General features: G+C 70.1%; 20 protein-coding genes. 12 read left to right on the forward strand and 8 right to left on the reverse strand.

All coding sequences use genetic code 11. The features are described 5' to 3' along the window. Nucleotides 1-60: 60 nt before the first annotated feature. Entirely contained in the window at nucleotides 61-903 is an 843-nt protein-coding gene (locus AAHM41_RS06820) for a transporter substrate-binding domain-containing protein (RefSeq protein WP_342235767.1), read from the reverse strand. 114 nt (nucleotides 904-1,017) lie between these two features. Here AAHM41_RS06820 and AAHM41_RS06825 point away from each other — a divergent pair, with 114 nt between their 5' ends. After that, complete coding sequence (locus AAHM41_RS06825; RefSeq protein ID WP_342235768.1) at nucleotides 1,018-1,788, forward strand: IclR family transcriptional regulator; 771 nt, start codon at nucleotides 1,018-1,020, stop codon at nucleotides 1,786-1,788. A gap of 36 nt (nucleotides 1,789-1,824) precedes the next feature. Here AAHM41_RS06825 and AAHM41_RS06830 read toward each other — a convergent pair whose 3' ends face one another. After that, entirely contained in the window at nucleotides 1,825-2,832 is a 1,008-nt protein-coding gene (locus AAHM41_RS06830; protein WP_342235769.1) for an AraC family transcriptional regulator, read from the reverse strand. Nucleotides 2,833-3,506: 674 nt separating this feature from the next. Here AAHM41_RS06830 and AAHM41_RS06835 point away from each other — a divergent pair. Together AAHM41_RS06835 and AAHM41_RS06840 are read left to right on the forward strand one after the other, a co-directional pair. Beyond that, nucleotides 3,507-5,261 (forward strand): calcium-binding protein, encoded by a 1,755-nt coding sequence (locus tag AAHM41_RS06835; protein WP_342235770.1) that lies wholly within the window; start codon nucleotides 3,507-3,509, stop codon nucleotides 5,259-5,261. A gap of 156 nt (nucleotides 5,262-5,417) precedes the next feature. Further along, entirely contained in the window at nucleotides 5,418-7,034 is a 1,617-nt protein-coding gene (locus tag AAHM41_RS06840; RefSeq protein WP_342235771.1) for a calcium-binding protein, read from the forward strand. A gap of 97 nt (nucleotides 7,035-7,131) precedes the next feature. On the opposite strand, the gene AAHM41_RS06845 is transcribed toward AAHM41_RS06840, so the two are convergent. After that, a complete protein-coding gene (locus tag AAHM41_RS06845; protein ID WP_342235772.1) occupies nucleotides 7,132-7,527 on the reverse strand; it encodes a VOC family protein in 396 nt (131 codons plus the stop codon). Nucleotides 7,528-7,535: 8 nt separating this feature from the next. Next, nucleotides 7,536-9,398 carry an adenylate/guanylate cyclase domain-containing protein gene (locus AAHM41_RS06850; RefSeq protein ID WP_342235773.1) on the reverse strand — a complete coding sequence of 621 codons (1,863 nt, stop codon included), beginning with the start codon at nucleotides 9,396-9,398 and terminating at the stop codon, nucleotides 7,536-7,538. A 158-nt stretch (nucleotides 9,399-9,556) separates the two neighbouring features. On the opposite strand from AAHM41_RS06850, the gene AAHM41_RS06855 reads away from it, so the two are divergent. Next, nucleotides 9,557-10,786 carry an alginate lyase family protein gene (locus AAHM41_RS06855; RefSeq protein WP_342235774.1) on the forward strand — a complete coding sequence of 410 codons (1,230 nt, stop codon included), beginning with the start codon at nucleotides 9,557-9,559 and terminating at the stop codon, nucleotides 10,784-10,786. Nucleotides 10,787-10,803: 17 nt separating this feature from the next. Here AAHM41_RS06855 and AAHM41_RS06860 read toward each other — a convergent pair whose 3' ends face one another. Next, a complete protein-coding gene (locus tag AAHM41_RS06860) occupies nucleotides 10,804-11,463 on the reverse strand; it encodes a class GN sortase (RefSeq protein WP_342235775.1) in 660 nt (219 codons plus the stop codon). Beyond that, nucleotides 11,460-13,724, reverse strand: a complete 2,265-nt coding sequence (locus AAHM41_RS06865) for a marine proteobacterial sortase target protein (RefSeq protein ID WP_342235776.1) — start codon at nucleotides 13,722-13,724, stop codon at nucleotides 11,460-11,462. The genes AAHM41_RS06860 and AAHM41_RS06865 overlap by 4 nt, the downstream gene beginning before the upstream one ends. A 121-nt stretch (nucleotides 13,725-13,845) precedes the next feature. On the opposite strand from AAHM41_RS06865, the gene AAHM41_RS06870 reads away from it, so the two are divergent. The 6 genes from AAHM41_RS06870 to AAHM41_RS06895 all read left to right on the forward strand — a co-directional run bounded on the left by AAHM41_RS06870 (nucleotide 13,846) and on the right by AAHM41_RS06895 (nucleotide 21,313). Continuing rightward, complete coding sequence (locus AAHM41_RS06870; protein WP_342235777.1) at nucleotides 13,846-14,703, forward strand: helix-turn-helix domain-containing protein; 858 nt, start codon at nucleotides 13,846-13,848, stop codon at nucleotides 14,701-14,703. A 98-nt stretch (nucleotides 14,704-14,801) separates the two neighbouring features. After that, nucleotides 14,802-17,966, forward strand: coding sequence for a UvrD-helicase domain-containing protein (locus AAHM41_RS06875; RefSeq protein WP_342235778.1), 3,165 nt, complete (start codon nucleotides 14,802-14,804; stop codon nucleotides 17,964-17,966). 137 nt (nucleotides 17,967-18,103) lie between these two features. Beyond that, on the forward strand, nucleotides 18,104-19,024 hold the full coding sequence (locus tag AAHM41_RS06880; protein WP_342235779.1) for a DMT family transporter: 921 nt from the start codon (nucleotides 18,104-18,106) through the stop codon (nucleotides 19,022-19,024). A gap of 316 nt (nucleotides 19,025-19,340) precedes the next feature. Beyond that, nucleotides 19,341-20,060, forward strand: coding sequence for a glutathione S-transferase (locus AAHM41_RS06885; protein ID WP_342235780.1), 720 nt, complete (start codon nucleotides 19,341-19,343; stop codon nucleotides 20,058-20,060). 39 nt (nucleotides 20,061-20,099) lie between these two features. Next, on the forward strand, nucleotides 20,100-20,954 hold the full coding sequence (locus AAHM41_RS06890; protein ID WP_342235781.1) for an NAD-dependent epimerase/dehydratase family protein: 855 nt from the start codon (nucleotides 20,100-20,102) through the stop codon (nucleotides 20,952-20,954). A 134-nt stretch (nucleotides 20,955-21,088) separates the two neighbouring features. After that, nucleotides 21,089-21,313, forward strand: coding sequence for a hypothetical protein (locus tag AAHM41_RS06895; RefSeq protein ID WP_342235782.1), 225 nt, complete (start codon nucleotides 21,089-21,091; stop codon nucleotides 21,311-21,313). A 7-nt stretch (nucleotides 21,314-21,320) separates the two neighbouring features. Here AAHM41_RS06895 and AAHM41_RS06900 read toward each other — a convergent pair whose 3' ends face one another. Further along, nucleotides 21,321-22,058 carry a trypsin-like serine peptidase gene (locus AAHM41_RS06900; protein WP_342235783.1) on the reverse strand — a complete coding sequence of 246 codons (738 nt, stop codon included), beginning with the start codon at nucleotides 22,056-22,058 and terminating at the stop codon, nucleotides 21,321-21,323. Between the two features lie 171 nt (nucleotides 22,059-22,229). On the opposite strand from AAHM41_RS06900, the gene AAHM41_RS06905 reads away from it, so the two are divergent. After that, entirely contained in the window at nucleotides 22,230-22,460 is a 231-nt protein-coding gene (locus tag AAHM41_RS06905; RefSeq protein ID WP_342235784.1) for a hypothetical protein, read from the forward strand. Nucleotides 22,461-22,469: 9 nt separating this feature from the next. Here AAHM41_RS06905 and AAHM41_RS06910 read toward each other — a convergent pair whose 3' ends face one another. Further along, entirely contained in the window at nucleotides 22,470-23,264 is a 795-nt protein-coding gene (locus AAHM41_RS06910; protein WP_342235785.1) for an IclR family transcriptional regulator, read from the reverse strand. A 226-nt stretch (nucleotides 23,265-23,490) separates the two neighbouring features. Between AAHM41_RS06910 and AAHM41_RS06915 the strand changes: the two genes are divergently transcribed. Then, nucleotides 23,491-25,014, forward strand: coding sequence for an ABC transporter substrate-binding protein (locus AAHM41_RS06915; protein ID WP_342235786.1), 1,524 nt, complete (start codon nucleotides 23,491-23,493; stop codon nucleotides 25,012-25,014). Nucleotides 25,015-25,071: the final 57 nt, after the last annotated feature.

Genomic DNA, 25,071 nt, shown 5'->3' on the forward strand with positions numbered 1-25,071 from the left:
GCCCGCCCGGGTGGGGCGGGGAGGGTGAGGGGGCTGGCGCAGACCTCCGAGATCCGAGTCTCACCGCATCTCGGTCGGGAAGCCGATCGCCGGGGCCGGCGGGCGCTGGCCGAACCACTGCTCGAAGGAGGCGGCGTAGGTGTCGTACTCGACCCCGGTCATCGCCTCGTGCAGCGCAGTGTTGACGAAGTTCAGCCAGTCCTGGTCGCCCTTCTTCACGGCGCAGGAATAGGTCTGCGGGTTCCAGCCATAGCCGGCGTCGAGATAGCGGTCCGGGTTCTGCTTCATGAACCAGCGCAGCGACGACACGTCGGTGGCGGCGGCGTCGGCGCGGCCGGAGTTCAGCGCCTCGTACATCAGGTCGGTGCTCTCATACTGGTCGACCGCCGCCTCGGGCAGCGCCGCATGCACCATGGCCTCGGCATAGACGTTCTGCAGCACCGAGACGGTGACGCCGCTGCCGGCCGCCTTGAGCTCGTCATAGCTCTTGTACTTGCCGTCCTTCATCAGCAGCAGGCCGACGCCTTCCCGGTAGTAGGGGATGGTGAAGTTCACCTGCTGCGCCCGGGCGGCGGTGACGGTGATGAACTGGCAGGTGATGTCGACCTTGTCGGTGGTCAGGTTCGGGATGCGGGCATCGGAGGACTGGACCACGAACTCGACCTTGCTCGGGTCGTTGAACAGGCCCTTGGCGATGATCTTCGCCATGTCGATGTCGAAGCCGGCCAGATCGCCCTGCTCGGTCTTGAAATGCCAGGGCGGGTTGGTGCTGCCGGTGCCGACGATCAGCTTGCCGCGGCTCAGCACCTCCTGGAGCTTGTCGGCCGCCACGGCACCGCCGGCGGTGCCCAGCAGCAGGGCGGCGGCGCTGACGGAGAGCAGGGTCCGGGTCACGATGCGCATCTCAGCCTCCATGTTTCTTGTCCGGTATATTGGACAATGATCTTGTATGTCGGACAACCGGTACGATAGGCTCGGCTTGAGGCGAATGCAATCCAACGCGGCGAAGGGGAAGTCATGGCCGGGACAACCAGCCGGGAGCGCGGCATCGACCGGGCGGTGGCGATCCTGGAGCATCTGCAGGCGCGGCGCGGGCCGGTGCGGATGGGCGAGCTGGCCAAGGCGATCGGCGCCCCGCGCTCGACCCTGTACGAGATCGTCGGCCGGCTGACCGCGGCCGGGATCCTGGAGCCGGCGGGCGACGGCGGGGCGGTGTTCTTCGGCCGCGCCGTGCACTACTACGCCCAGACCTATGTCGCCGGCGTCGACCTGCTGAGCCGGGCCCGGCGCGAGGTGCTGGGGCTGGCCACCGAGACCGGCGAGACGGCGCAGTTCTGCATGCTCGACGGCGACAAATACGTGGTGATGCTGAACGAGCCCGGGCGCCGCACCTTCCGCATCACCTCCGAGGTCGGGATCCGGCTGCCGATCCCCTGGACCGCCTCCGGCCGCCTGCTGGTGGCGCATCTGGGCGCGGCCGAGATCGCCGATTTCATCCCGGCCGAGGATTTCACGCTGCCCTCGGGCGAGCGGATCGACCCGGCGGAATTCGTCGCCGAGACCGAGGCGGCGCGGGCGCGCGGCTATGCCGTGACCGAGGAGCTGGTCGACCGCTTCACCTGCTGCCTGGCGGCGCCGGTGGTGGACCACGACGCGCGGGCGGTGGCGACGCTGTGCCTGGTTACCCCGCTGGACACGCCGGAGGCGCGGCGACAGGATCTGCTCGACACCCTGATCGCCGCCGCCCGCCGCCTGTCCCTGGCCCCGCCGGGGGCGGTGGGGCTGTAGGGGCGGGGCCGGCGTTGTCCGACAGAGATCCTGTCGTCAGCGCCAGCGGCGGAAGGTGGTGCTTGGGCTCTCGCCGAAGCGTTGCTTGTAGGCAACGGAGAACTTGCCGAGATGGCCAAAGCCCCATTGCAGGGCGATGTCGGTCACCGAGCTGCGCAGCGGATCGGCCGACAGCAGGGCCTCGTGCACGCGCTTCAGCCGCAGCTCCCGCAGATACGCCATCGGCGTGGTGCCGCGATACTGCTGGAAGCCGGCCTGCAGGCTGCGGGCGCTGACCCCGGCCTGCGCCGCCAGCTCCGCAACCGATAGCGGCTGGTCGAGATTGGCCTCGATATAGGCCTCGGCCCGCTTGACGTAGAACGGCGCCAGCGTCGCCTGCGGCTGTTGGAACAGCTCGCTGTGGTTGTGCTGCTGACCCAGCAGCAGGGTGGTCATCACCAGCTGCTCGAACTGCGCCGCGGCCAGCGGCGCGCGCAGCAGCAGGCTCTCCCGCTCGATCGCCGCCTGCATGTGGCGCATCAGCTGCAGCCAGTCCCGGCCGCCGCCCTCGGTCATCGAGAAGCCGAGCTCGAACTCCAGCGGGCGGCGCAGCTCGCGGCCGAGCAGCGCCTCGCAATGCCGCGCCAGCCGGTGGCGGTCGATGCGCAGCACGAACTTCTCGCAGTCGTGGCTGTAATGGATCCGGGTCGGCAGATGCGGCGCCAGCACCGTCGCCAGCGCCGGCGTCGAGACCACCGACTGGCGGCCGCTGGTGGTCTCGGAATGGCCGGTCAGCGGGGTCTCGACCAGGACGCCGTTGGTCGCCTGGGTCTCGTGGCGGTCGATCAGGACGTCGACACCGTAGCGCAGCTGAACCAGCCGCAGCCCGCCGATCTCGCCGAACTTGTTGTGGGCGTCGAAGGGCCTGGGCTGGCCGATGCGCTCGATCCCGTGCGGCTCGATGGAGCCGGAGACCGCAGCCCGGATCTCGTCGAGCTCGGTGACCTTCTGCGCCGCAACCGTCCATGCCCCCCGCGCCGCAGCCGGGTCAGCCGCGGCGGACACCGCGTCCCCGCATCAAGAACCCCCCGCGCCGTCCGGCATGTGACCCGCCGGTGCGAACGCGACTGAAAATATGTCTATATGCAGATCGACGCTAACATTGCCGCGGTTTCGGAGCAATCGCTGCGCGAAAGGGATAGCGGCCGGAGCGGAGCCGGTCGCCATACTGTCCCGCCGGACGGCGGGCCGGGACCCCGAGTCCCCGCGGTCAGGCGGCCCGGAAGACCAGATTTCAGGCACGAACATTCCTGCGTTTCCGGTCCAGCGGTTGCGCAAAAGGGATAGCGGCTGATCCCGGTTTTGCCGTTTATTGCGGATGTCGCCGCAATGGAGTCCGGCGCACTCGAACAAGCGATGACGAAGATCATCGCCCCTGGGACCGCATGCAGCGCGCATGCCCTTGGGGACACTGCGCCGACCGGTCTTCGCGAAGCCGGCCGGCAAACGCGATCCTGACGGGTCGCGGCGACCGCGGACAGGGCGGCTGGAGACGTCGTCAACGACGGGCCACAATCAGCGCGGCCGGAGCACTCGTTCCACGAGGGGCCCGGCGATTTTCCAGCAGCAGATTTCCGAGTGGACCGCGCTTCGGGGGCCGAAGGCGCGGCTGCGCAACCATGCGGCGCTCGATCGGTGGGGCCGACGAACGCCGCCCGTTTTTCGAAGGGGACCTTACCATGGCCATCATCAATGGCGACGACAACGCCAACGACCTCACCGGCACCGCGATCGACGACAAGATCAAAGGCCTCGGCGGCGGCGACATCCTGCATGGGATGGACGGCGACGACCAGCTGAACGGCGGCGACGGCGACGACTTCCTCGTCGGCGGCGCCGGCGCGGACGCGCTGGCCGGCGGCGACGGCATCGACACGGTCAGCTATGAGTGGAACTGGTATGTCGGCGTGAGCGTCACCATCGGCAGCGTCGGCCTCTATGGCGACGCCGAGGGCGATCTTATCGGCGCCAGCGTCGAGAACATCGAGGGCTCGGGCCACGACGACATCCTGACCGGCTCTGCCGCGGCCAATGTGCTGACCGGCCTCGGCGGCGGCGATCATCTGACCGGCCTCGGCGGCGACGATGCACTCGTCGGCGGTTACGGCGATGATCTGCTGGATGGCGGTGCCGGGGCCGACGTGCTGATCGGCGGCACCGGCATCGACTGGATCGTCTATGTCGGCTCGCCGACCGGGGTGAACGTCACCATCGGCGGCAGCGGCTCCGGCGGCGACGCCCAGGGCGACACCATCGGCGCCGACATCGAGGAGGTCTCGGGCACCAATTTCGACGACGTCCTGAAGGGGGCGGCGACAGCCAACAGGCTGAACGGCGGCGGCGGCGCCGACACACTGAACGGCATGGCCGGTGACGACCTGCTCTACGGCAGCTATGACGACGATCTTCTGCAAGGCGGCGCCGGCGCGGACATGCTCAACGGCGGAGCCGAGGACGATCATCTGGAAGGCGGCGCTGACGCCGACACGCTCGAAGGCGGATCCGGCGACGATTTCCTGGACGGCGGTGCCGGCGCAGACACGCTGGCCGGCGGCGACGGGATCGACACCATCGACTATGACGGCCTGGCGGCGGTGACGGTGAATCTGACGACGCTGACGGCATCGGGCGGCGACGCCCAGGGCGACGTGATCGGCGCCGGCATCGAGAACATCCGCGGCACCGGCGTCTTCAATGACGTGCTGACCGGCTCGGCGGTCGCCAATGTCCTGGAGGGCTATGGCGGGCACGACACGCTGAACGGGTTGGGAGGCGCCGATACGCTGGACGGGATGGCCGGCGACGACGTGCTCCGCGGCGGGGAAGGTGCCGACGCGCTGGCCGGCGGCATCGGCATCGACACCGCGAGCTACTTCACCAGCTCGACCGCAATCTCGGTCAGCCTCGCCACCGGCAAGGGCAGCGGCGGTGATGCCCAGGGTGACACCCTGACCGGCATAGAGAAGCTCTCCGGCAGCCAGGGCGGAGATACCCTGGCCGGGGACGGCGGCGCCAACACGCTGCAGGGCTGGAACGGCAATGATGCCCTCCTGGGCGGGGCCGGCAACGATGTCCTCGTCGGCGGCACCGGCAAGGACACGCTTACCGGCGGTGCCGGGGGCGATCACTTCCAGTTCACCGCCCCCGGCGACAGCGTGGTCGGGGCCAATGCCGACGTCATCACCGACTTCAGCCACGCCCAAGCCGACCGCATCGACCTGGCGGCGATCGACGCCAGCACCGCGGTTGCCGGCGACCAGGCCTTCAGCTTCATCGGCGCCGGCCTCTACACCGGCGTGGCCGGCCAGCTGCGCTATGCCGTGAACGGCGGCGTCACCACCATCGCCGGCGACGTCAACGGCGACAAGGTCAGCGACTTCCACATCCAACTCACCGGCGCCATCGGTCTGGTGGCCTCCGACTTCGTGCTGTAGCGGCCCGCGCCGGCCCGATCATCAGGGCCGGCGCTCTCCAACAGCAATTTCAGGGCGGACCGCGCATCGGGGGCCGAGGCGCGGATGAGCAACCACGCGGCGCTCGCTCGGTAGAGCCGACGAAGGCCGCCCATATTCAGAAGGGGGAAACAGATCATGGCTATCATCCAGGGCGACAATAACGACAACGAGCTCGACGGCACCGTGGCCGCCGATACGATTTCCGGCTTCGCCGGTGACGACACGCTGTACGGGCTGGGCGGCGACGACACGCTGGGCGGCGGCGCGGACAATGACATCCTGGTCGGCGGCGTCGGCGCGGACACTCTGCACGGCGGCGGTGGCATCGATACGATCCGGTACGGCGGAATGTTCGGCGTGTCGGTCACCATCGGCGGCACCGGCTCCGGCGGCGAAGCCCAGGGCGACTCGATCAGCGACACCGTCGAGAACATCGAGGGCACGGGCGCCAACGACATCTTGACCGGCTCCACCCTGGCCAATGTCCTGAGCGGCGGCGGGCTCGACGATTTCCTGTCCGGCATGGCCGGCAATGATACGCTCAACGGCGGTGCCGATCACGACACCCTGACCGGCGGCGCCGGCGCCGACGTGTTGAACGGTGGCAGCGGCATCGATTGGATCCACTATACCGGCTCTGCGGTTGGGGTGAACGTCACCATCGGCGGCACCGGCTCCGGCGGCGACGCCCAGGGCGACGCGATCGGCGCCGATATCGAGAACATCTTCGGCAGCGGTCTCGGCGACGTCCTGAAGGGATCGGCGGCGGCCAACCAGTTGAAGGGCGAGGGCGGTGCCGACACGCTGACCGGCCTGGCCGGCAACGACAGGCTCGACGGCGGCGCGGCCGACGACCTTCTGGAAGGCGGGGCCGGCGCGGACACGCTGATCGGCGGCGCCGGGATCGACACCATCAATTACAACGGCGCGGCGGCGGTGACGGTGAACCTGACGACGCTGGCCGCGTCGGGCGGCGACGCCCAAGGCGACGTGATCGGCGCCGGCATCGAGAACATCCGCGGCACCGGCACCTTCGACGACGTCCTGACCGGCTCGGCGGTCGCCAATGTCCTGAGCGGCTACGGCGGGCACGACACGCTGAGCGGTCTGGACGGTGCCGACGCGCTGAACGGGATGGCCGGCAACGACGTGCTCCGCGGCGGGGAAGGGGCCGACGCGCTCGACGGCGGCGACGGGATCGATACCGCCAGCTACTTTGAGAGCTCGGTCGGGGTTTCGGTCAGCCTCACCACCGGCTTCGGCAGCGGCGGCTTCGCCGCGGGCGATACCCTGAAGGGGATCGAGAATCTCTCCGGCAGCCAGGGCCACGACGGCCTGGAGGGGAAGGCTGGTGCCAATGTGCTGCAGGGCTGGAACGGCAACGATGGTCTCCTCGGCGGGGCCGGCAAGGACACGCTGAGCGGCGGTGCCGGCGCCGACGAATTCTACTTCATCACCCTCGGCGACAGCGGCCTGGGAGCCAATGCCGACGTCATCACCGACTTCAGCCATGCCCAGGCGGACAAGATCGACCTGCACCTGATCGACGCCGACAGCGCCGCCGCCGGTGACCAGGGCTTCAGCTTCATCGGCACCGGTCTCTACACCGGCGTCGCCGGCCAGCTGCGCTTCGCCTTCACCGCCCCCGGCGTCACCACCGTTGCCGGCGACGTCAACGGCGACAAGGTCAGCGACTTCCACATCCAGCTCACCGGCGCCATCGGTCTGGTGGCCTCCGACTTCGTACTGTAGCGGCAGGCGGTACCGCGCCGCCCCCGATCACTCGAGGGCGGCGTCTTTTTATCCGGCCGGCGGACCCCGGTGATCCTGGACGGCCGGCTTCCATCGATCATCCAGCCCGATGGCATACCGCCTCGATCCGGTTGCCGTCGGGGTCGAGCAGGAAGGCGGCGTAGTAGCTGGGGTGGTACTCCGGCCGCAGGCCCGGGGCGCCGTTGTCGCGGCCGCCATGGGCCAGGCCGGCGTGCCAGAACGCCTCCACCGCCGTCCGGCTCGGCGCCTTGAAGCACCAGTGGCGGCGCGGTGCGTCCTCCGGCCGGGGCCCGAGCCGGATCGACAGGTAGCTCCGCTCCGGATGGTCGGCGTCGCTGCGCTCGCCGTAGCCGATCCAGGCCTCGGCGGGCAGGACGCCGACCTTGGCCACGCCGAGCGCCGCCAGCACCGAATCGTAGAAGCGCTCCGCCGCGGCGAGGTCGGAGACGGTGATCGAGACATGGTCGAGCATGGCGGGCCTCAGGGCTGGCCGGGCGGAGGCGGACCCTCCAGCCGGAAGATCTCGATTTCGGTCCGGCGTCCCGGAATAGCCTGGAGGCCGAGGCTGCGCAGGCCGGACCGGTCGTCGGCCGCCAGCGCCACCATCTCGCCGCTGGCCAGCACCACGATCTCGTCGGCCGGCGCGACCGCCTTGCCCAGCTGCTCCAGCCGGTTGCCGAGATTCACCGCGTCGCCGACGATGGTGTAGCCGGACCGGCCGCTCATGCCGATGTTGCCGGCCACCACCGGGCCGCTGTGCAGGCCGATCCGCACCTGTAGCGGCGCCAGGCCGCGGCCGCGCCGCTCCCCATTGTCCGCCACCACCGCCGCGGCGATGGCGCGGGCGGCGCGCAGGGCGCGGTCGGCATGGTCCGGCTGATCGTCCGGCGCGCCCCAGAAGGCCATGACGCAGTCGCCGATGAACTTGTCGATGGTGCCGCCCTCGGCCTCGACGCAGCGGCCCAGCAGGTCGAAATGGGCGTTCAGCATGGCAGCGACCTCGGCCGCCGGCATCCGTTCCGCCACCGCGGTGAAGTCGACGATGTCGGTGAACATCACCGTCACCACCCGCTCGGTGGAGGGCATGGCGCCGCCGCCGCGCAATAGGCGCCGCACCAGCGACTTCGGCACGTAGGTCTCGAGCCAGCGCAGCCCGGTCAGCATGGTGTTGTAGGCGCGGGCCTGCTCGTTCAGCTCGGAGAACAGGCTGCCGGGCAGGGGACGCAGGGACGCGAAGTCGAGCGAGCCGACGGCCCGCACCTCACGCGCCATGGCGCCGACCGGGCGGGCGATGGCGCGGCTGACGGCGATCGCGACCAGAATGGCGATCAGCAGCACGGCCAAGCCGGCTAGCCCGGCATGCAGCAGGTCGTCGGTCGGCTTGTCCAGGGTCGAGACCGGCACCTCGACGCCGACGATCAGCGGCCGCGGGGCGTAACCATCGACGGTGCGGGTCAGGATGACGCGGCCGTCGTTGCCCAGCCGCACCACGCGGGCCTCCAGGTCGGCGGCCTCGCCGACGGTCTCGGGCTGCCCCTCGGTCCACAGTGCCGCCAGGAACGGGTCGCCGACCTCGTTCAAGAGCGGCAACGGGTGCTCGGGCGACAGCGCCGGGCGGTCCGCGGCGATGGCGGGATGCGCCAGCACCCGGTCGCGGCCGTACAGGATGAAGGGCGTGGTGCCGGGATTGGCCTCCGCGATCGTCCGCAGATGGTCGGACAGGGCGTCGACCGTGATCGTGGCGGTCAGCACCCCGACGAAGCGGTCGCCGGCATGCACCGGCCGGTGCAGGTTGGCGACCGAGGTGCGCATCACCTCCGCCGGCACGAAATGGACCGGGCCCCAATAAGCGTCCTGGCGCCCGCGCGCTTCCTCGATTTCCTGCCGCTCGTCGTCGCGGTGGATCGTGTCGGCGAAGGTGAAGACGCCGTGCGGCCCCTGGGTGACGCCGCGGATCGTGCCGTCCGGGCTGGTCAGGGACAACACCCGGACCTGCGGCGTGCCGGCCAGGGCGTCGGTCATCAGCCGGTCCAGCGCCGCGCCGTCGGTCGGGTCCACCTCGCCGGAGGCGATCCGCCGCGACAGGAAGGCGAGCTGGTCCTCGACCGGGATGAAGCGGTCGGCGATCCGGGCCTGGACCGAATCGAGCCCGAGCTGCGCCGCCCGGCCCAGCAGATCGCGGGTGGTGCCGGCGGTCATGAACCAGAACACGGCCAGCACGTCGATCGCGGTCAGCGCCACCAGCCCGGCCATCACCACGGCCAGCGTGCCGGACAGCGGGATGGTGCGGTGCCGGGCGCGTGCGGCGCGTCGATCCGTCGTGATCTCCAGCTCCGTGGCCAACCCGTCGCCTCCCTGCGCTGGCGGCACTCTACACCACCTGGGGACGGCGGAGGCTGCATCGCTCACGGAACTCCCATTCCGTCCCGACTCTCGGTAAAGGCTTTCGGTGGCGCCGTCCGGTGCCGGTCCACCGACCTTCCAACGACGAAAGCAGATCGATGAAGACCAGCACAGCCATCCTGCGCTCCGGGCGGGCGATCCTGCGCCGCTGCATTGCCGTGGCGCTGCTCTCGGCCGCGGTGGCGCTCCCCTCCGCCGGCGCGGTGGCGGCGAACCGGCCGTTCACGCATCCGGGCCTGCTCCACACCGACGCGGATTTCAGCCGGATCAAGACCCGGCTGGTCGCCAGCACCCAGCCCTGGCAGGACGGCTGGAACCGGCTGACCGCCAACGGGCACGCCTCGCTGTTCTGGACGGCGCGGCCGCAGGCGGTGGTCTACCGCGGCTATGACGGCGTGCACTCCGAGAACTACTCGCTGCTGTACAACGACGTCGCCGCCGCCTACGCCCTGGCCTTGCGCTGGAAGATCAGTGGCGACAGCCGCTACGCCGACAAGGCGGTGGAGATCATGAACGCCTGGTCGGGCACGCTGACCGCGATCCGCGGCACCTCCGACGCCGCCCTGGCCGCCGGCATCTACGGCTATGAATTCGCCAATGCGGCCGAGCTGATGCGCGGCTATTCCGGCTGGTCCGCGGCGGATTTCAAGCGCTTCCAAAGCATGATGCTGACCGTGTTCTATCCGATCAACCACGACTTCCTGGTGCGTCACAACAACGCCCGGATCGATCACTATTGGGCCAATTGGGACCTGGCGCAGATGGCCTCGATCCTGGCGATCGGCGTGCTGACGGACCGGCGCGACCTCTATGCCGAGGCCATCTCCTATTTCAAGTCCGGCGCCGGCAACGGCTCGGTGGAGCATCTGGTCTGGAAGCTCTACCCGGGCCACGCCATGGGGCAGGTGCAGGAGAGCGGCCGCGACCAGGGCCACGCCTCGCTCGACATCGCCCTGGTCGGCGCCCTGTGCCAGATGGCGTGGAACCAGGGGACCGACCTGTTCAACTACGACAACGCCCGCGTCCTCAGGGGGGCCGAATACGTGGCCGCCTACAATCTGGGCGAGAGGGTCCCCTACACGACCTACACGAACAGCGACGTCACCCAGCCGGAGATCTCCAGCGCCGGCCGCGGCAACGAGCGGCCGGCCTGGGAGCTGCTGTACAACCACTATGTGGTGCTCAAGGGGTTCAAGGCCCCGCATGTCGCCGCCTTTGCCGCCAAGCTCCGCCCCGAGGGTGGCGGCGGCAATTACGGCCCCAACAGCGGCGGCTACGACCAGCTCGGCTACGGCACACTGATGTACACGCTGCAGCCGACCCGGTAGGGCCGGCTTGCCGGCCCTCACCGTTGCTGGGCTGTAGCCGCATCCGCCACCGCTGTCTCAGCCTCCTCCGCCTCCACCAGATAGCGGTAAGGGCCGCGGGTGGTGGCGTCGAAGGGCCAGCAGGTGGCCAGCACCAGGTTGCGGCCCGGCGCCCGCGGGTCGATGCCGGAGACGTCCCAGACCGCCACCCGGGCGCTGGTGACCCGGAAGGTCACGCGGCGCCCGTCGCGGCGGGTGACGGCGATCGTGTCGCCCGGCTTGACGTCGCGCAGCACCCGGAAATGTGTGTCGCGATGGGCGGCGTAGACCGCGGTGCCGGGGTCGCCGGCCTCCGGCGTGTCCTGGACATGGCCGGGGCCGAAGGCCAGGGCTTGGCCGCTGGCGCCGGCCAGGGCGATGGCGCTCCGGCCCAGCCGCGGCAGGTCGATCCGTGCCACCGGCCAGGTATCGGCCCAGGGCCAGGGCTTCACCGCCCGGCCGGTTTCCAGCGTCTCGGCGAAGGCGCGGTCCAGCAGCAGTTGCGCCAGCATCGCCTTGGCATGGATCCAGACGCCCTGGCCGGCCAGCACCAGACCGGCCAGGACGAGGAGGAGGGCGACCAGCCGGGATTTCGGCCGACGCGGCCGGGGCAGGCTCTGCCCGGCCAGAGGGTGAGACAACGGCAGGGTCGCGTTCATGCCCGGCCTCCCGTCGACCGGCGGCCGAACCCGAAGACCGCCAGCCCGGCCAGCACCAGCAGGAGGCCGGCGATGATCCGCAGCTCGGCGTCGGTCGCGGTCTGCGGCAGCACCACATCCTCGACCGGCACCGGCTTGGCCGCGGCTGCCGGAGCGCTGGAGCGGGCGGCGGCGGGCAGCAGCAGGCCGGCCTGGCGGAACTCGGGCTTGGGCCTGGCGCCGAAGACCTTGTCGAAATCCCAGCCGGCGGGGAGGTTCAGCGGGATGTCGTTGCGGCTCAGCACCGCCCCGTCCGGCCGGCGCGGCGTCCTGTCGACCGCGACCAGACTGGTCAGCCGCGTCACCAGATGGTGCTGCAGCGCCAGGGACAGGATCCGCTGGTCGGCCTGCTCCGGGCCGATCTGGCCCAGGGTCTGCGCCACCTCGGCATCGGCGATCCTGCGCCGCGCCCAAAGCTTGGACAGACCTTCGCCTTTCGCCGCCTGCGCCACCGGCAGCGTGACGACCCAGGGCCGTTCGCCGATCATGCCCTTGACCTCGATCGTGCCGGACAGCGCGGCCAGCTTGGCCGCCAGCACCACCGGCTCGCCGCGATACAGGTCGGGCAGCGTCTCCGGCGTCGCGTCGGCGGCGCCGGCTGAGAAACCCGCCGACAGGTTGGTGACGACCGGGCTCTCCAGCTTCTCGAACAGGCTGCGCATCCGCTCCTCCACCTGATCGGGCGCGCCGATCTGGGTGAAGGTGCCGCGGCCCAACTCGGCGGCGCGGCTCATCAGGAAGGTGTTGGGGGCGGAGCCGATGCCGACCATGAACACCCGCGACCGGCCGCGCATGCTGGCGATGGTGTCGAACAGCTGCTGCTCGTTGCCGATGGCGCCGTCGGTCAGGAACACCACCTGGCGCAGGCGGGCGCGGCCAGCATCACCGCGGTCGGCCCCATTGTGCTCCGTCAGCGCCGCCCGCATCGCCGGCACCATCTCGGTGCCGCCCGACGCTTCCAGGCCGGAGACGAAGGATTTGGCCCGGCCGACATGCTCGGCATCGGCCGGCACTACATCCGGGAACAGTATGTCGAGCGTGTCGTCGAAGCGCACCACGTTGAAGCGGTCGGTGGGGGACAGGCGGCCGAGGGCATAGAGCAGGCTGGACTTGGCCTGGTCCATCGAGGCACCGCCCATCGAGCCGGAATTGTCGATCACGAACACCACGTCGCGCGGCCGCTTGTCCGAGGCCTGCGGCACGGCCGGCGGGGTGACGAAGGCCAGGACGTAGTCGTCGCCGGCGACCTTTTCGCGGAACAGCCCGACCGAGGGCGCAGCGCCGGCCGCCGCGGTCCAGCTCAGCTCGAAGTCGCGATTGGCCGGGACCGGGCCCTTCATCGTGACCACGCGACTGTCCGGACCCTGGGTCTCAATGTCGACCGCATGATTGGCGCTGACCACCTCGCCCAGCGGGAAACCGGCTTGCAGCCGGACCTTCAGGGTGACCGGATTGACCGGCGCTTTGTCGCGCGGGTCCAGCACCGGCGGGGTGATGCGGTCGCGGTCCGGGACGGGATCGGTGGTCTGGCCCCAGCCGCCCTGGCCGGGCTGGAAGTCGACCGACTGCGCCACCGGCGCGGGGTTGTAGCGCGGCGCCACCACCAGCGGCACGCGCAGCGAGAACCGGTCGCCCGACTGGTGTACGGTCTCCTGGTACTCGATCCGGATCAGCACGGTCTCGCCCGGGCCGACATTGGCGACCGAGGTGATGAACAGGTTCGGCCGCTCCTCCTCGACCAGCCCGGCGGTCTGGCCGGCCTGTTTCGCCGCCTCATAGGTGCGGCGGGCCTCCTCGCGGGCGGCGATGTCGCCGGTGATGACGCGGTCGCCGACCACCATCTTCAGGGTGTCGACCGCGCCGTCCTCCGGCAGCGGATAGACATAGACGGCCTCGACCCACTGGTCGGTCGGGTTCTGGAACACCTGGGTGACATGGGCTCGCGCCGTCGGCCCGCTGACCGTGAGCTCGACATCGGTGCCGAGCCGCGGCGCCTCGACATAGCGGCCCTTCTCATTGGCGCGGAACAGTAGCGCGCCGGACTGCATCTCGCCCGGCGTCACCAGCGCCGGCCCGAGCTCGGCCCTGGCGGCGCGCCCGCCGACCGCCAGGGTTAGCACCGCGAGCAGCAGGGAGAGCATCAGCAGCGGCGCCGCATGACCGAACCGGGACTGCAGCGCCGGGCACAGCCCCGCCGGCGCCTCCTTCGTCATGGAACTCATCGAACCCTCCGTGAACCCTCGGCCGGCGTCCATCCGGCCTGGGTTTTTTGTCGGTCCGGCGGGCTCTGTCCGGCCACGGTGATGATCCGGCTTGTTCCGCAGGCGGTGGCCGGGATAGGTCTTGCTGCGCACCGCCCTGTGCGGATCGGTGCGCATCTGTGCGGAGGAGGGCGCCTTGGTCGGGTTGTCGACGCACCCAGCCGACCACGAGCTGTCGGAAGAGCAGAGCCACGCCGTCGCCGGCCTGGTGCGGGAGGAGCTGGCGCGCCGCCGCATCTCCCGTCAGTTCCTGGCCGACCAGGCGAAGATCAGCCTGTCGACGCTGGAGAAGGCCCTGTCCGGGCGCCGGCCCTTCACCCTGGCGACGCTGATCCGGCTGGAGGAGGCGCTGGGCGTCAAGCTGCGCCATCCGGACGCGAAACCGGCCGCCCCCACTGCGGCCGTGCGACCGGCCGCGGCGGTCGGGGTGGCGCCGGAGGGGCTCGGCTCCTACTCCCGGCCGGCCGTGTCCTGGATCGAAGGGGTGTATCTGACGCTGCGGCCGTCCTTCGGCGACCGCCGCGCCATCTACGCCTACCGCACCGAGATCCACTGGGACGAGGCCGGGTCGCATCTGGCCTTCCGCGAGGCCGAGCGGGTCGACGCCGCCTTCACCCAGCACGGCACCGTCTCTGTGCCGCACCAATCCGGACATATCTACCTGGTGACCAACACCCACGGGCAGTACCGGATGGCGGTGCTGGGCCGGCCGACCATCACCGGCGAGATGCATGGCATCCTGACCACGCTGCAGGCCGGCCCCGGATCGCAGCTGACGCCGGTGGCGTCGCCGATCGTGCTGGTGCCGATGGCGGCGGCGGGCGCGCCGGAGTTCGGCCGCATCTCGCCCGACCATGCCTGCCACGCCCGCTACCGCGACATCCTGCGGCGGACGGTGGAGGAATCCTTCGCCCGCTTCCTGCCGGTCTCGGCGGAGTAGCCCGAGGGCGTTTGCCACCCTGGCTCGCCGTCCTATCATTCCCCGATCGGCGCCCGAGTCTGCACGGCGATCCGCGGGCGCGGCGACACGGGGCCGACATGCGCTTTCACGCCGATCTGCACGTCCATTCCAAGCATTCGCGGGCGACCAGCCGGGACCTCGACCTGGAGCATCTGGCGCATTGTGCGGCGCGGAAGGGCATCGGCGTGGTCGGCACCGGCGACTGCGTGCACCCGGTCTGGCTGGCCGAGCTGAAGGACAAGCTGGTGCCGGACACACCTGGCCTGTTCCGGCTGCGGCCGGACCTCGAGGCCGCGGTGATGGCGATGCTGCCGGCGCCGTGCCGGACGCCGGTGCGCTTCATGTTGTCGACCGAGATCTCGACGATCTACAAGAAGGGCGACCGCACCCGGAAGATCCACCACCTGATCTACGGGCCGGATTTCGACACGATCGACCGGCTGCAGGCCAGCCTGGCGCGGATCGGCAACATCGCCTCGGATGGGCGGCCGATCCTCGGCCTCGATTCCCGCGACCTGCTGGAGATCACGCTGGCCTCCGGGCCCGATGCCTATCTGGTGCCGGCGCATATCTGGACGCCCTGGTTCGCGGCGCTGGGCTCGCAATCCGGCTTCGATTCCATCGCCGAATGCTATGGCGACCTGGCGGACCATATCTTCGCGGTCGAGACCGGCCTGTCCTCCGACCCGGCGATGAACTGGCGGATCTCCTTCCTCGACCGCTACCGCCTGACCTCGAATTCGGACGCGCATTCGCCGGGCAAGCTGGGGCGCGAGGCCACGGAATTCGACTGCGACCCGGACTACCACGCCATCCGCCGGGCGCTGGAGACCGGCGAGGGCTATGTCGGCACGGTCGAGTTCTTCCCGGAGGAGGGCAAGTACCACGCCGACGGCCACCGCAAATGCGATGTCCGGCTGAGCCCGCAGGAGACGCTGGCGCTGGACGGGCGCTGCCCGGTCTGCGGCCAGCCGGTCACGGTTGGCGTGCTGCACCGGATCGAAAAGCTGGCCGACCGCAGGGAGGCCGAGGTGCTGCCGCCGCCGACGGCCGGCGAGATCTCGAGCCTGGTGCCGCTGCCCGAGATCCTGTCCGAGCTGCTGGGAAGCGGCCCGGCCAGCAAGGCGGTGGAGCGCAGCTATGACCGCTTGGTCGGTACATTGGGGGCGGAGCTGGGAATCCTCGGCGAGCTGCCGGTCGAGGACATCGCCCGCGCCGAGAGCGAGCTGCTGGCCGAGGCGGTGGCCCGGCTGCGCAAGGGCCAGGTGATCCGCGATGCCGGCTATGACGGCGAATACGGTGTGATCCGCCTGTTCGAACCGCAGGAGCTGAAGAGCCGCACCGCTGGCGGCCTGCTGTTCGACCTGCCGCAGAGGCGGGCGGAGCCTTTACCCCAACCCTCACCCCGTCATCCCCGCGCAAGCGGGGATCTCGTCTCGGCTGAACCGGAGGGAGATTCCCGCTTGCGCGGGAATGACGATGGAGGGGAGGGGGTAGAGGTTCCGAATGTCCGCGACGCGACGGCCTTCAGCCTCCTCGACCGGCTCGATCCCGATCAGCGGGCGGCGGCAGAGCGGGTCGAGGGGCCGCTGCTGATCGTCGCCGGGCCGGGCTCCGGCAAGACCCGGACGCTGACCCACCGCATCGCCCACCTGATCGCCGGCGGCATGGCGCCGGAGTCTTGCCTCGCCATCACCTTCACCCGCCGGGCGGCGGCGGAGATGCGCGAGCGGCTGGAGGCGCTGCTGCCCGGCGCGGCGGCGCGGATGCCGATCCACACGTTCCATTCGCTCGGCCTGGCCTTCCTGCGCGAGCATGGCGAGGCTGCTGGCCTTCATCGCGAATTCCGGGTGGCGGGGGAGGCGGAGCGCGCCGCCCTGATGCAGGAGGTGCTGGAGCTGTCCCGCACCAAGGCCGAGCGGCTGCTGCGCGCGATCTCCCGCGCCAAGCGCACCGGGGCGCCGGCCGATCTCGACCTCGCCGAGGCGGTGGCCCGCTATGACGAGGCGCTGGCGCTGCGCAACTGGATCGATTTCGACGACCTGGTCGGCAAGACCATCGCGGCGCTGGAGGGCGATCCCGGGCTGGTTGCGCGCACCCGCGACCGGTTTCGCCACGTCTCGGTCGACGAGTTCCAGGATGTCGACGACAGCCAGGTGCGCCTCTTGTCGCTGCTGGTGCCGTCGGGCGGCAATCTCTGCGTCATCGGCGACCCGGACCAGGCGATCTACGGCTTCCGCGGCGCCGACGCCTCCTGCTTCGACCGCTTCCACCGCGACCATCCCGGCGCCGCCGTGATCCGGCTGCGGCGCAACTATCGCTCGACCGGCACCATCGTCACCGCCGCCTCGCGCTTCATCGGAGCGGATGGGCGGGAAGAGCCGGCGGCCGAGATCGTGCGGGCGATGCAGGACCGCATCTCGGTCCACGCCGCCGCCAGCGACAAGGCCGAGGCCGAGTTCGTGGTGGCGGAGATCGAGGCCCTGCTGGGCGGCCACAGCTTCTTCTCGATCGACAGCGGCCGGTCGGATGGCCGCGCGGACGATCAGCTCGGCTTCGGCGACATCGCCGTGCTGTACCGCACCGACGCCCAGGCCGAGGTGGTGGCGGAGGCGCTGGGCCGCGGCGGCATGCCCTATAAGAGGAGTTCGCTGGCGCCGCTGGCCGAGGACCCGGCGGTCCAGGCGCTGCTGGCGGCGCTGGCGCAGGAGGCGGAGGAGGGGCCGCTGCCGCAGCTTCTGCAGCGGACGGCCGAGCGGCTGCGGCGCGATGGCGCCGACCCGGCCACGACCACCGCGGCGCTGCAGCGCCTGTCGCTGATCGCCAGCCGGCAGGACGGCGACGATCGTACCGCCTTCCTGGCCGCGGTGGCGCTGGCGACCGAGGCGGATTTCTGGGACCCGCGCGCCGACCGGGTCTCGCTCCTGACCCTGCATGCCGCCAAGGGGCTGGAGTTCCCGGTGGTGTTCATCCTCGGCCTGGAGGACGGCGTGCTGCCGCTGCGCTTTGGCGAGGCCGACCCGGCGGCGACGGCGGAGGAGCGGCGGCTGTTCTATGTCGGCATGACCCGGGCGATGGACCGGCTGTTCCTGTGCCGGGCGCGCGAGCGGCGCTGGCGTGGCGGCACGGTGCGGCTGGAGGCGTCGCCCTTCCTCGGCGAGATCGAGGCCGAGCTGCTGGCCCATCGCCGCTCGGACCCGGCGCCGCGGCGCCCGGCCGACCGGCAGCTCAGTCTGTTCTAGACAGTCCCGCCACGGTAAGACCGCAATTTGGCGCGATTTCAGCGCGGCCCGGCGCGAATGCGGCCATGATTGCCTGCTGTGATGACGTCATTCGTGCCGGCCTCGGCAGCAGTCGTATTTGAGAAGGCTCGTTCACCGTGCGCACCTCTCGCCGCCAGATGCAGGGACTGGCGCTCTATGCCCTGGGCGTCGGCGCCTTCGCCACGATGGATGCCTTCGCCAAATATCTGAGCGGCAGCTACCCGGTCGCCGAGATCATCCTGATCCGCGCCCTGTTCGGTTACCTGCCGATCCTGGTCCAGTACCGCATGGGCACGGTCAAGGGGATGCAGGCGGTGCGGTCCAGCAAGCCGCTGCTTCAGCTGCTGCGCGGCGGCTTCGTGCTGGCGGCCGGCGCCACCTTCTTCCTCAGCCTGTCCGGCCTGTCGCTGGCCGACGCGACCGCGATCTCCCTGGCGGCGCCGGTGTTCATGGCGCTGTTCGGCATCACCGTGCTGCGGGAGCCGGCGGGCCGGGAGACCTATGTCGCGATCGCCGTCGCCCTGGCCGGCGGCCTGCTGATCGTGCGGCCGACCGACGGGATGAATTTCTATGCCCTGCTCGCCGTGCTGTCGGCGCTGTTCTACGCCCTGGGCGTGGTGGCGACGCGCCGGGCTGGGCAGGCGGACCCGCCGATCGTGACCGCGATCTGGGGCAACACCGTGATGGTGGTGGCGTCCGGCGCCATGATTCTGCACTCCGGCTGGGTCTGGCCGGCCGCCGACGACTGGCTGCCCTTCATCGGCGTCGGGCTGGCCGGCGGGCTGGCCAACCTGCTTTATATCGGCGGGCTGCGGCTGAGCGGCGTCTCCGACGTCGCGGTGATCGACTACTCGATCTTCGTCTGGGCGGCGGCCTTCAGCGTCCTGGTCTTCCAGGAGGAGATCGCGACCGCCAGCCTGATCGGGGCGGCCCTGATCGTGTGCGGCGGGGTGTACAGCGCCGTGGCGAAATGGCTGCAGTCGCGGGGCGAGCCGGCGGAGGCGCCGCTGGCCCTCGGCATGGGGCCGACATCCTGAAACGAGAGCGGGGCTGAAGCAAGATCGGGCTGAAACGAGATCGGGGGCGAACCCGCCCCCGTCTCCCCGCTCGACCATCCCTGTCCGGTCCGCTGGGTCGCTATAAGACGCCCATCGAGCTTGTGATTGCGGGCGAACAGAATATGCCCGTTTGACTATCGACGCTCCGAAATATCAGCCCTAATTCAAATCAAGCCCGCCTCAGGCTCGATGGGCGTACCATCCGGTGGGACAGTATGGCCATCGTAACCAACCAGCGTGAATCGAACGTGAATTCGTTTCGCGAGGGCGGATGTATGCGAAAGGATATTACGGAATGGCCTATGAGCTCTACTACTGGCCCGAAATACAGGGACGCGGCGAGTTCGTCCGGCTGGCGCTCGAACAGGCCGGCGCCGACTATGTCGACATCGCCCGCAAGGAGGACGACGACTTGCCCGGGCTGATGCACTACATGCAGGACGGGGCGGTGCCGCAGCCGCCCTTCGCGCCGCCCTATCTCAAGGCCGGCGACCTGCTGATCGGCCAGACCGCCAACATCCTGCTGTTCCTGGGCGACCGGCACGGGTTGGCGCCGGCGGACGAGGCGGGGCGGCTGTGGACCCACCAGCTGCAGCTGACCATTGCCGACCTCGTGGCCGAGGTGCACGACACCCACCACCCGATCGGCAGCGGCCTGTACTACGAGGACCAGAAGCCGGAGGCGAAGCGCCGCACCGCGGATTTCCTGGCCCACCGCGTGCCGAAGTATCTCGGCTATTTCGAGCGGGTGATGGCGCGCAACCCGGCCGGCGACGCGCATCTGGTCGGGGCCGAGGTCACCACCGTCGACCTGTCGATGTTCCAGATCATCGCCGGGCTGCGTTATGCCTTCCCCAAGGCGATGGCGCGGATCGAGCCGAAGCATCTGCGCCTCGCGGCGCTGCACGACCGGGTGGCGGCGCTGCCGCGGGTGAAGGCCTATCTCGACTCGCCGCGGCGCATCCCGTTCAACCCGATGGGCATCTTCCGCCACTACCCCGAGCTCGATCCCTGACCTATATTGTCAGACAATAACCCATCGCGGGAGGAGCGGATGATCATCGTCACCGGCGGCAGCGGCCAGGCGGGCCGCGCCTGTCTCAAGGATCTGATCGCCCATGGCCACGACGTCTGTTCGGTGGACCTGGCGCCGCCGGCCGATCCGTCGGTCCGGCACAGCCGGGTCGACCTGACCGATTACGGCCAGACCATCGCCGCCTTCTCGGCGATCGACGACCGGGTGTCGCAGGTCACCGGCATCGTCCATCTGGCGGCGATCCGGGCCCCCGGCCTGGCGCCGAACCATGTCATCTTCGAAACCAACACGGTCAGCACCTACAACGTGTTCGAGGCGGCGCGGCAGCTGAAGATCCGCAACATCGTCTGGGCCTCGAGCGAGACCGTGCTGGGCCTGCCCTTCGCCGACCCGCCGCCCTACGTGCCGGTGGACGAGGAGTATCCCGGCCGGCCGGAGACCGCCTATTCCCTGTCCAAGCTGATGGGCGAGGAGATGGCCAAGCAGTTCTGCCGCTGGGATCCGCAGGCCAAGATCATCGGCCTGCGCCTGTCCAACGTGATGGACCCGGAGCGCTATGCCGAGTTCCCGGGTTTCGACGACGACCCGCGCAAGCGGAACTGGAATCTGTGGGCCTATATCGACGCGCGCGACGCCGCCCAGGCGATCCGGCTGGCGCTGGAATCGAAGCTGACCGGCGCCGAAATCTTCGTCATCGCCAATGCCGATTCGGTGATGAGCCGGCCGAACGACGCGCTGCTCGACGCCGTCTATCCCGGCGTGCCGCGCAAGCGCCCCTTCGGCCCGAACGAGACCCTGCTGTCGATCGAGAAGGCGCGCCGGGTGCTGGGCTACGAGCCCCGCCACAGCTGGCGCGATCCGGCGTCGCGGTAGCCCGGCGCCGGCAGGGTCGGGCTTGCCCAAAGTCTATGTTGCAGTGCACAATGGTCGGATGCAGGCATCGGCGAGCACGCCGGGCCTGCCGGAGGAAGCCCCGGGTGGTGCGCAACCCAGGGAGCGGAAGCAATATGGACGTGTTCACGACCCTCATCCTCGTCTGCGCCACGGCGCTGCCGCAGCGCGACTGCACCCGGGACACTGCGGTCGACGTGGTCGCCGGCCCGGTGGCGCCGACGCCGCTCGGCTGCGGCTTCACCGGCCAGGCGATGCTGGCCAGCACCGCGCTCGGGCCCGAGCTGGGCGAGGGCCGCTACCTCAAGGTCGTCTGCGACCGGCGGCACGCCGAGGGCTGATCGGCCGCTACCGCAGCGCCGCGGCGAAGGCGGTGGCCGGGACCGCGAAGTTCAGCGTCAGCCGGTCGGTCGACCCGGCGACGGCGATGCCCACCACCTGCCAGTCGCCGTCGCGCAGCGCCAGCAGCGGGCTGCCGCTGGTGCCGCGCGTGCCGTTGCAGTCGTGGATCAGCACCGGCCCCTTGATGGTGCGGTCAGTGCCCAGCACCATGCAGGCGGTGTCGGCGGTGATGATCTGCGCCTTGTCCTGACTGTAGCCCCCGAGCACGACCGCCGTGCCCGGCGGCGGCATCGCATCCGCGACCACCAGCGGCGGCGCCTGCGGTGGGGCGTCGGCGGCCAGCACCAGGATCGCCCAATCCGCGGCGTATTCCTCGCGCGGCCGCAGCGGGTCGTAGGCGTCGGCGTGGATCACCTCGGTGACCAAACTGTGCTCGATGAACTCGCCGCGCTCATAGCCGAACAGCACATGCAGCGAGGCGGCGGGCAGGAAGCGCCGGGTCCGCGGGTTGAACAGGCAATGCGCCGCGGTCAGCACGCGGCGGGGGCCGATCAGGGCGCCGGTGCAGCGGCCGCCGATGCCGGTCTGCACCTTGGTCAGGCTGCGCCACGGGGCGGCGGTGCCGTCCACCGGCACGCGCCGGTCGTCGGGGCCAAGGCCGGGCAGCAGCGGCGCCGCCGCCGAGGCGGCCAGGGCGGAGAGGGCGAGGAGCGCGCCCGCGAGCAGAGCTGATCTGAGCCGCATCCTGTTCCGCCTGTTCCGGCCGGTCGGTGCCGGCTTCCCCGCATCCGAGTATCGCCGCCGAACCGGCCCGGGCCAAGCGTGTGGAACCGTTGCGGCAGTATGCGCGTTCCCGGAGCACCGACTTCGACCAGATGCAGCTATGATCGCATCCTGAACAAGGGAGAGATCGCCATGGATCGCGATTTCACACGCCAGGTGGCGCGGGCCAAGCAGGCGGCGCAGGCGACCAGCCGGGCGCAGCGGGCCTTCCGCCACGACGACCCGGCGGCGCCGTCCGGCATCACCGGCGCGGCCTATGTCGCGCAGAAGCGGCGCGCGCTGCGCACCGCGGTGGCGGAGGCCGCGGCCTTCGACCAGACGGTGGACCCGGTCGCCCGCGACCTCGCCGCCCGCCGCCGCTAGCTCACCGGCTCAGGACGTCCAGCCGAGCAGCCGCTCGATCCGGCTCGCCGCTTCCTGCACCGCGACGCTGTAGGTGCGTTCGCGTTCGCGCGCCTTCTGCTCGGGCAGCACGACGCTGATCGTCGCGTCGCAATCGCCGTTCGGGGTGCAGATCGGCGCGGCGATGCAGGCGACGGCGAAGTCGGATTCGCTGAGCTGGATCGCCAGCTTCTCGGCCAGCGCCGTCTCCGCGACCCGGCACAGCGCCTCCGGGTCGGTCTCGGCCATGCCGGTGGGCGAGGGCTGGGCGGTGCGGCGCATCAGTTCGACCCGCTCCAGCCAGGGCAGATGGCCGATCAGCAGCCGGCCGGAGGCGGTCCAGTTCAGCGGCACCCGGGTGCCGACCTTGGACGAGACCCGGAAATGCCCGGCCGGTTCGGCCATGGCCAGCACCACCATATGCCCGTCGTCGCGGCCGCAGACCTGCACCGTCTCACCCAAGAGGCGGCTCAGCTCCCGCATCTCCTGCGACGCGGTCTCCAACAGGTTCAGGCTGCGGCCATAGGCCAGGCCGTAATGGTAGAGGCGGGGGCCGAACCACAGCAGGCCGTCGCCATCGCGCGACAGCAGGTCCTGGCGCAGCAGCGAATCCACCACGCCGTAGATCGTCGACATCGGCGCGCCCAGCGCCTTGGACACGTCATAGGCGGTCAGGGGGCGGCCCACGGCCAGCAGATGGTCGTAGATCTGCACGGCGCGCTCGATGCCGCTGACCCGGCTGCGCTCGCTCGCCCTCTCGGCCTTGGCCGCCGCTGCTTCCGCCATGATACCCGTCCCGTCTCTCCCGGCCGGTGCTCCGGCGGAGTGGTATAGTCCTCAAGCCTTCGAAGCTAGGCTTTGTCCCGCATTGCGGTCAATCGCCCCGCGTTTCCGCCGTTCGGGTCCGATCGGATGGGTTGACGTTCCGACCGCGATGGCCTTAGCGTATTCCGCAACGGAAGATGTTGCTTCTTAATAATGGAATACTAGAAGCTCACGACAGGGGGAGTCAATGCTGCGAATCCTGTGCCTGATCGCACTCGCGATCCTGCCGATGTCCTCGGGCGCCATGGCCGCGCCGGCCAAGGGCGGGACGATCACGGTGGCGACGATCGGCGAACCGCCGACGCTCGACCCGATGGTCAGCACCGCCGACCTGGTCGGCATCATCACCCAGCACATCTTCGAGACGCTCTACACCTTCGACGCCAATTGGGGCGTCACGCCACTGGTCGCCGATGCGATGCCGGAGATCAGCGCCGACGGCCGCGTCTACACCATCAAGATCCGCCAGGGCCTGACCTTCCATGACGGCTCGGCGCTGGACGCCGACGACGTCGTCGCCTCGCTGAAGCGCTGGACCGAAGTGGCGTCGCGCGGGAAGCTGGCGGCCGGCAACATCGAGGCGATCGAGAAGGTCGACGCCTCGACCATCAAGATCTCGCTGAAGCAGCCCTTTGCGCCGCTGCTGGCGCTGCTGGCCTTCAACAACAGCGCCGCGGTGATCCTGCCGTCCGAGAAGATCGCGCCGGAGCTGAAGGACATCGTCGGCAGCGGCCCCTACATGCTGAAGGCGCGGGTGCCCGACCAGTACATCCAGCTGGTCCGCTTCGACGGCTACAAGCCGCGCGAGGGCGACCCGAACGGCTATGGCGGCGCCCGCAAGCAGTATCTTGACGAGATCCGCTTCACCCCGGTGCCGAACCCGAACACCCGGGTCGAGGGCGCGGTGGCCGGCCAGTTCGACTACACCGATTCCCTGCCGGTCGAGGCCGTCGACAAGATCAAGGCCGGGGCGTCGGAGCCGATCATCCTGAAGCCCTTCGGCTGGCCGGTCTTCGTCATGAACACCAAGCAGGGCCTGCTCAGCGACGTGAAGCTCCGCCGCGCTGTGCAACTGGCGCTGAACGAGGAGGACATGCTGGCCGCCGCCTTCGGCAGCACCGATTTCTATGCCCTCGACGCCGCCATGTATCCCGACGGCTTCCCCTGGCGGACCGATGTCGGCACCGAAATCTACAACAAGGGCGATGCCGAAGGCGCGCAGAAGCTGCTCGAGGAGGCCGGCTATGACGGCAAGACGCCGATCCGGATCCTGACCAGCCGGCAATACGAGTTCCACTACAAGATGGCGCTGGTGGCGGCGGAGTACCTGAAGGCCGCCGGCTTCCAGGTCCAGCTCGACGTCACCGACTGGGCGACGCTGACCCAGCGCCGGACCGACCCGGCCCTGTGGGAGATCTATATCAGCCACAGCCCGTTCCTGCCGGAGCCGGCGCTGATCGGCGCCCTGGCCAAGGGCTCGCCCGGCTGGTGGGACACGCCGGCCAAGGACAAGGCGGTCGGCGCCTTCAACCAGGCGCTGACGCAGGACGAGCGGGTGAAGCTCTGGGCCGGCGTGCAGCAGGTGATGGCCGACGAGGTGCCGCTGATCAAGGTCGGCGACTTCAACGCCCTCTCGGCCAAGTCGAAGGCGCTGCAGGGCGTGACCCCGGCCCCCTGGCCGTATTTCTGGAACGCATACGTCGAGAAGTGAGGGGAATGGTGCCGACACGGTCCACCGTCTGCCAGCTTTTCCTAGTCCGAGAGCGCG

The sequence above is a fragment of the Inquilinus sp. OTU3971 genome, assembly GCF_038440215.1.

Excerpts from the sequence above, each read along its gene's own strand:
- AAHM41_RS06820 (WP_342235767.1), bottom strand. The coding sequence starts at position 903 with ATGCGCATCGTGACCCGGACCCTGCTCTCCGTCAGCGCCGCCGCCCTG.
- AAHM41_RS06825 (WP_342235768.1), top strand. The coding sequence starts at position 1,018 with ATGGCCGGGACAACCAGCCGGGAGCGCGGCATCGACCGGGCGGTGGCG.
- AAHM41_RS06835 (WP_342235770.1), top strand. The coding sequence starts at position 3,507 with ATGGCCATCATCAATGGCGACGACAACGCCAACGACCTCACCGGCACC.
- AAHM41_RS06840 (WP_342235771.1), top strand. The coding sequence starts at position 5,418 with ATGGCTATCATCCAGGGCGACAATAACGACAACGAGCTCGACGGCACC.
- AAHM41_RS06845 (WP_342235772.1), bottom strand. The coding sequence starts at position 7,527 with ATGCTCGACCATGTCTCGATCACCGTCTCCGACCTCGCCGCGGCGGAG.
- AAHM41_RS06855 (WP_342235774.1), top strand. The coding sequence starts at position 9,557 with ATGAAGACCAGCACAGCCATCCTGCGCTCCGGGCGGGCGATCCTGCGC.
- AAHM41_RS06860 (WP_342235775.1), bottom strand. The coding sequence starts at position 11,463 with ATGAACGCGACCCTGCCGTTGTCTCACCCTCTGGCCGGGCAGAGCCTG.
- AAHM41_RS06865 (WP_342235776.1), bottom strand. The coding sequence starts at position 13,724 with ATGAGTTCCATGACGAAGGAGGCGCCGGCGGGGCTGTGCCCGGCGCTG.
- AAHM41_RS06875 (WP_342235778.1), top strand. The coding sequence starts at position 14,802 with ATGCGCTTTCACGCCGATCTGCACGTCCATTCCAAGCATTCGCGGGCG.
- AAHM41_RS06885 (WP_342235780.1), top strand. The coding sequence starts at position 19,341 with ATGGCCTATGAGCTCTACTACTGGCCCGAAATACAGGGACGCGGCGAG.
- AAHM41_RS06890 (WP_342235781.1), top strand. The coding sequence starts at position 20,100 with ATGATCATCGTCACCGGCGGCAGCGGCCAGGCGGGCCGCGCCTGTCTC.
- AAHM41_RS06895 (WP_342235782.1), top strand. The coding sequence starts at position 21,089 with ATGGACGTGTTCACGACCCTCATCCTCGTCTGCGCCACGGCGCTGCCG.
- AAHM41_RS06900 (WP_342235783.1), bottom strand. The coding sequence starts at position 22,058 with ATGCGGCTCAGATCAGCTCTGCTCGCGGGCGCGCTCCTCGCCCTCTCC.
- AAHM41_RS06905 (WP_342235784.1), top strand. The coding sequence starts at position 22,230 with ATGGATCGCGATTTCACACGCCAGGTGGCGCGGGCCAAGCAGGCGGCG.
- AAHM41_RS06910 (WP_342235785.1), bottom strand. The coding sequence starts at position 23,264 with ATGGCGGAAGCAGCGGCGGCCAAGGCCGAGAGGGCGAGCGAGCGCAGC.
- AAHM41_RS06915 (WP_342235786.1), top strand. The coding sequence starts at position 23,491 with ATGCTGCGAATCCTGTGCCTGATCGCACTCGCGATCCTGCCGATGTCC.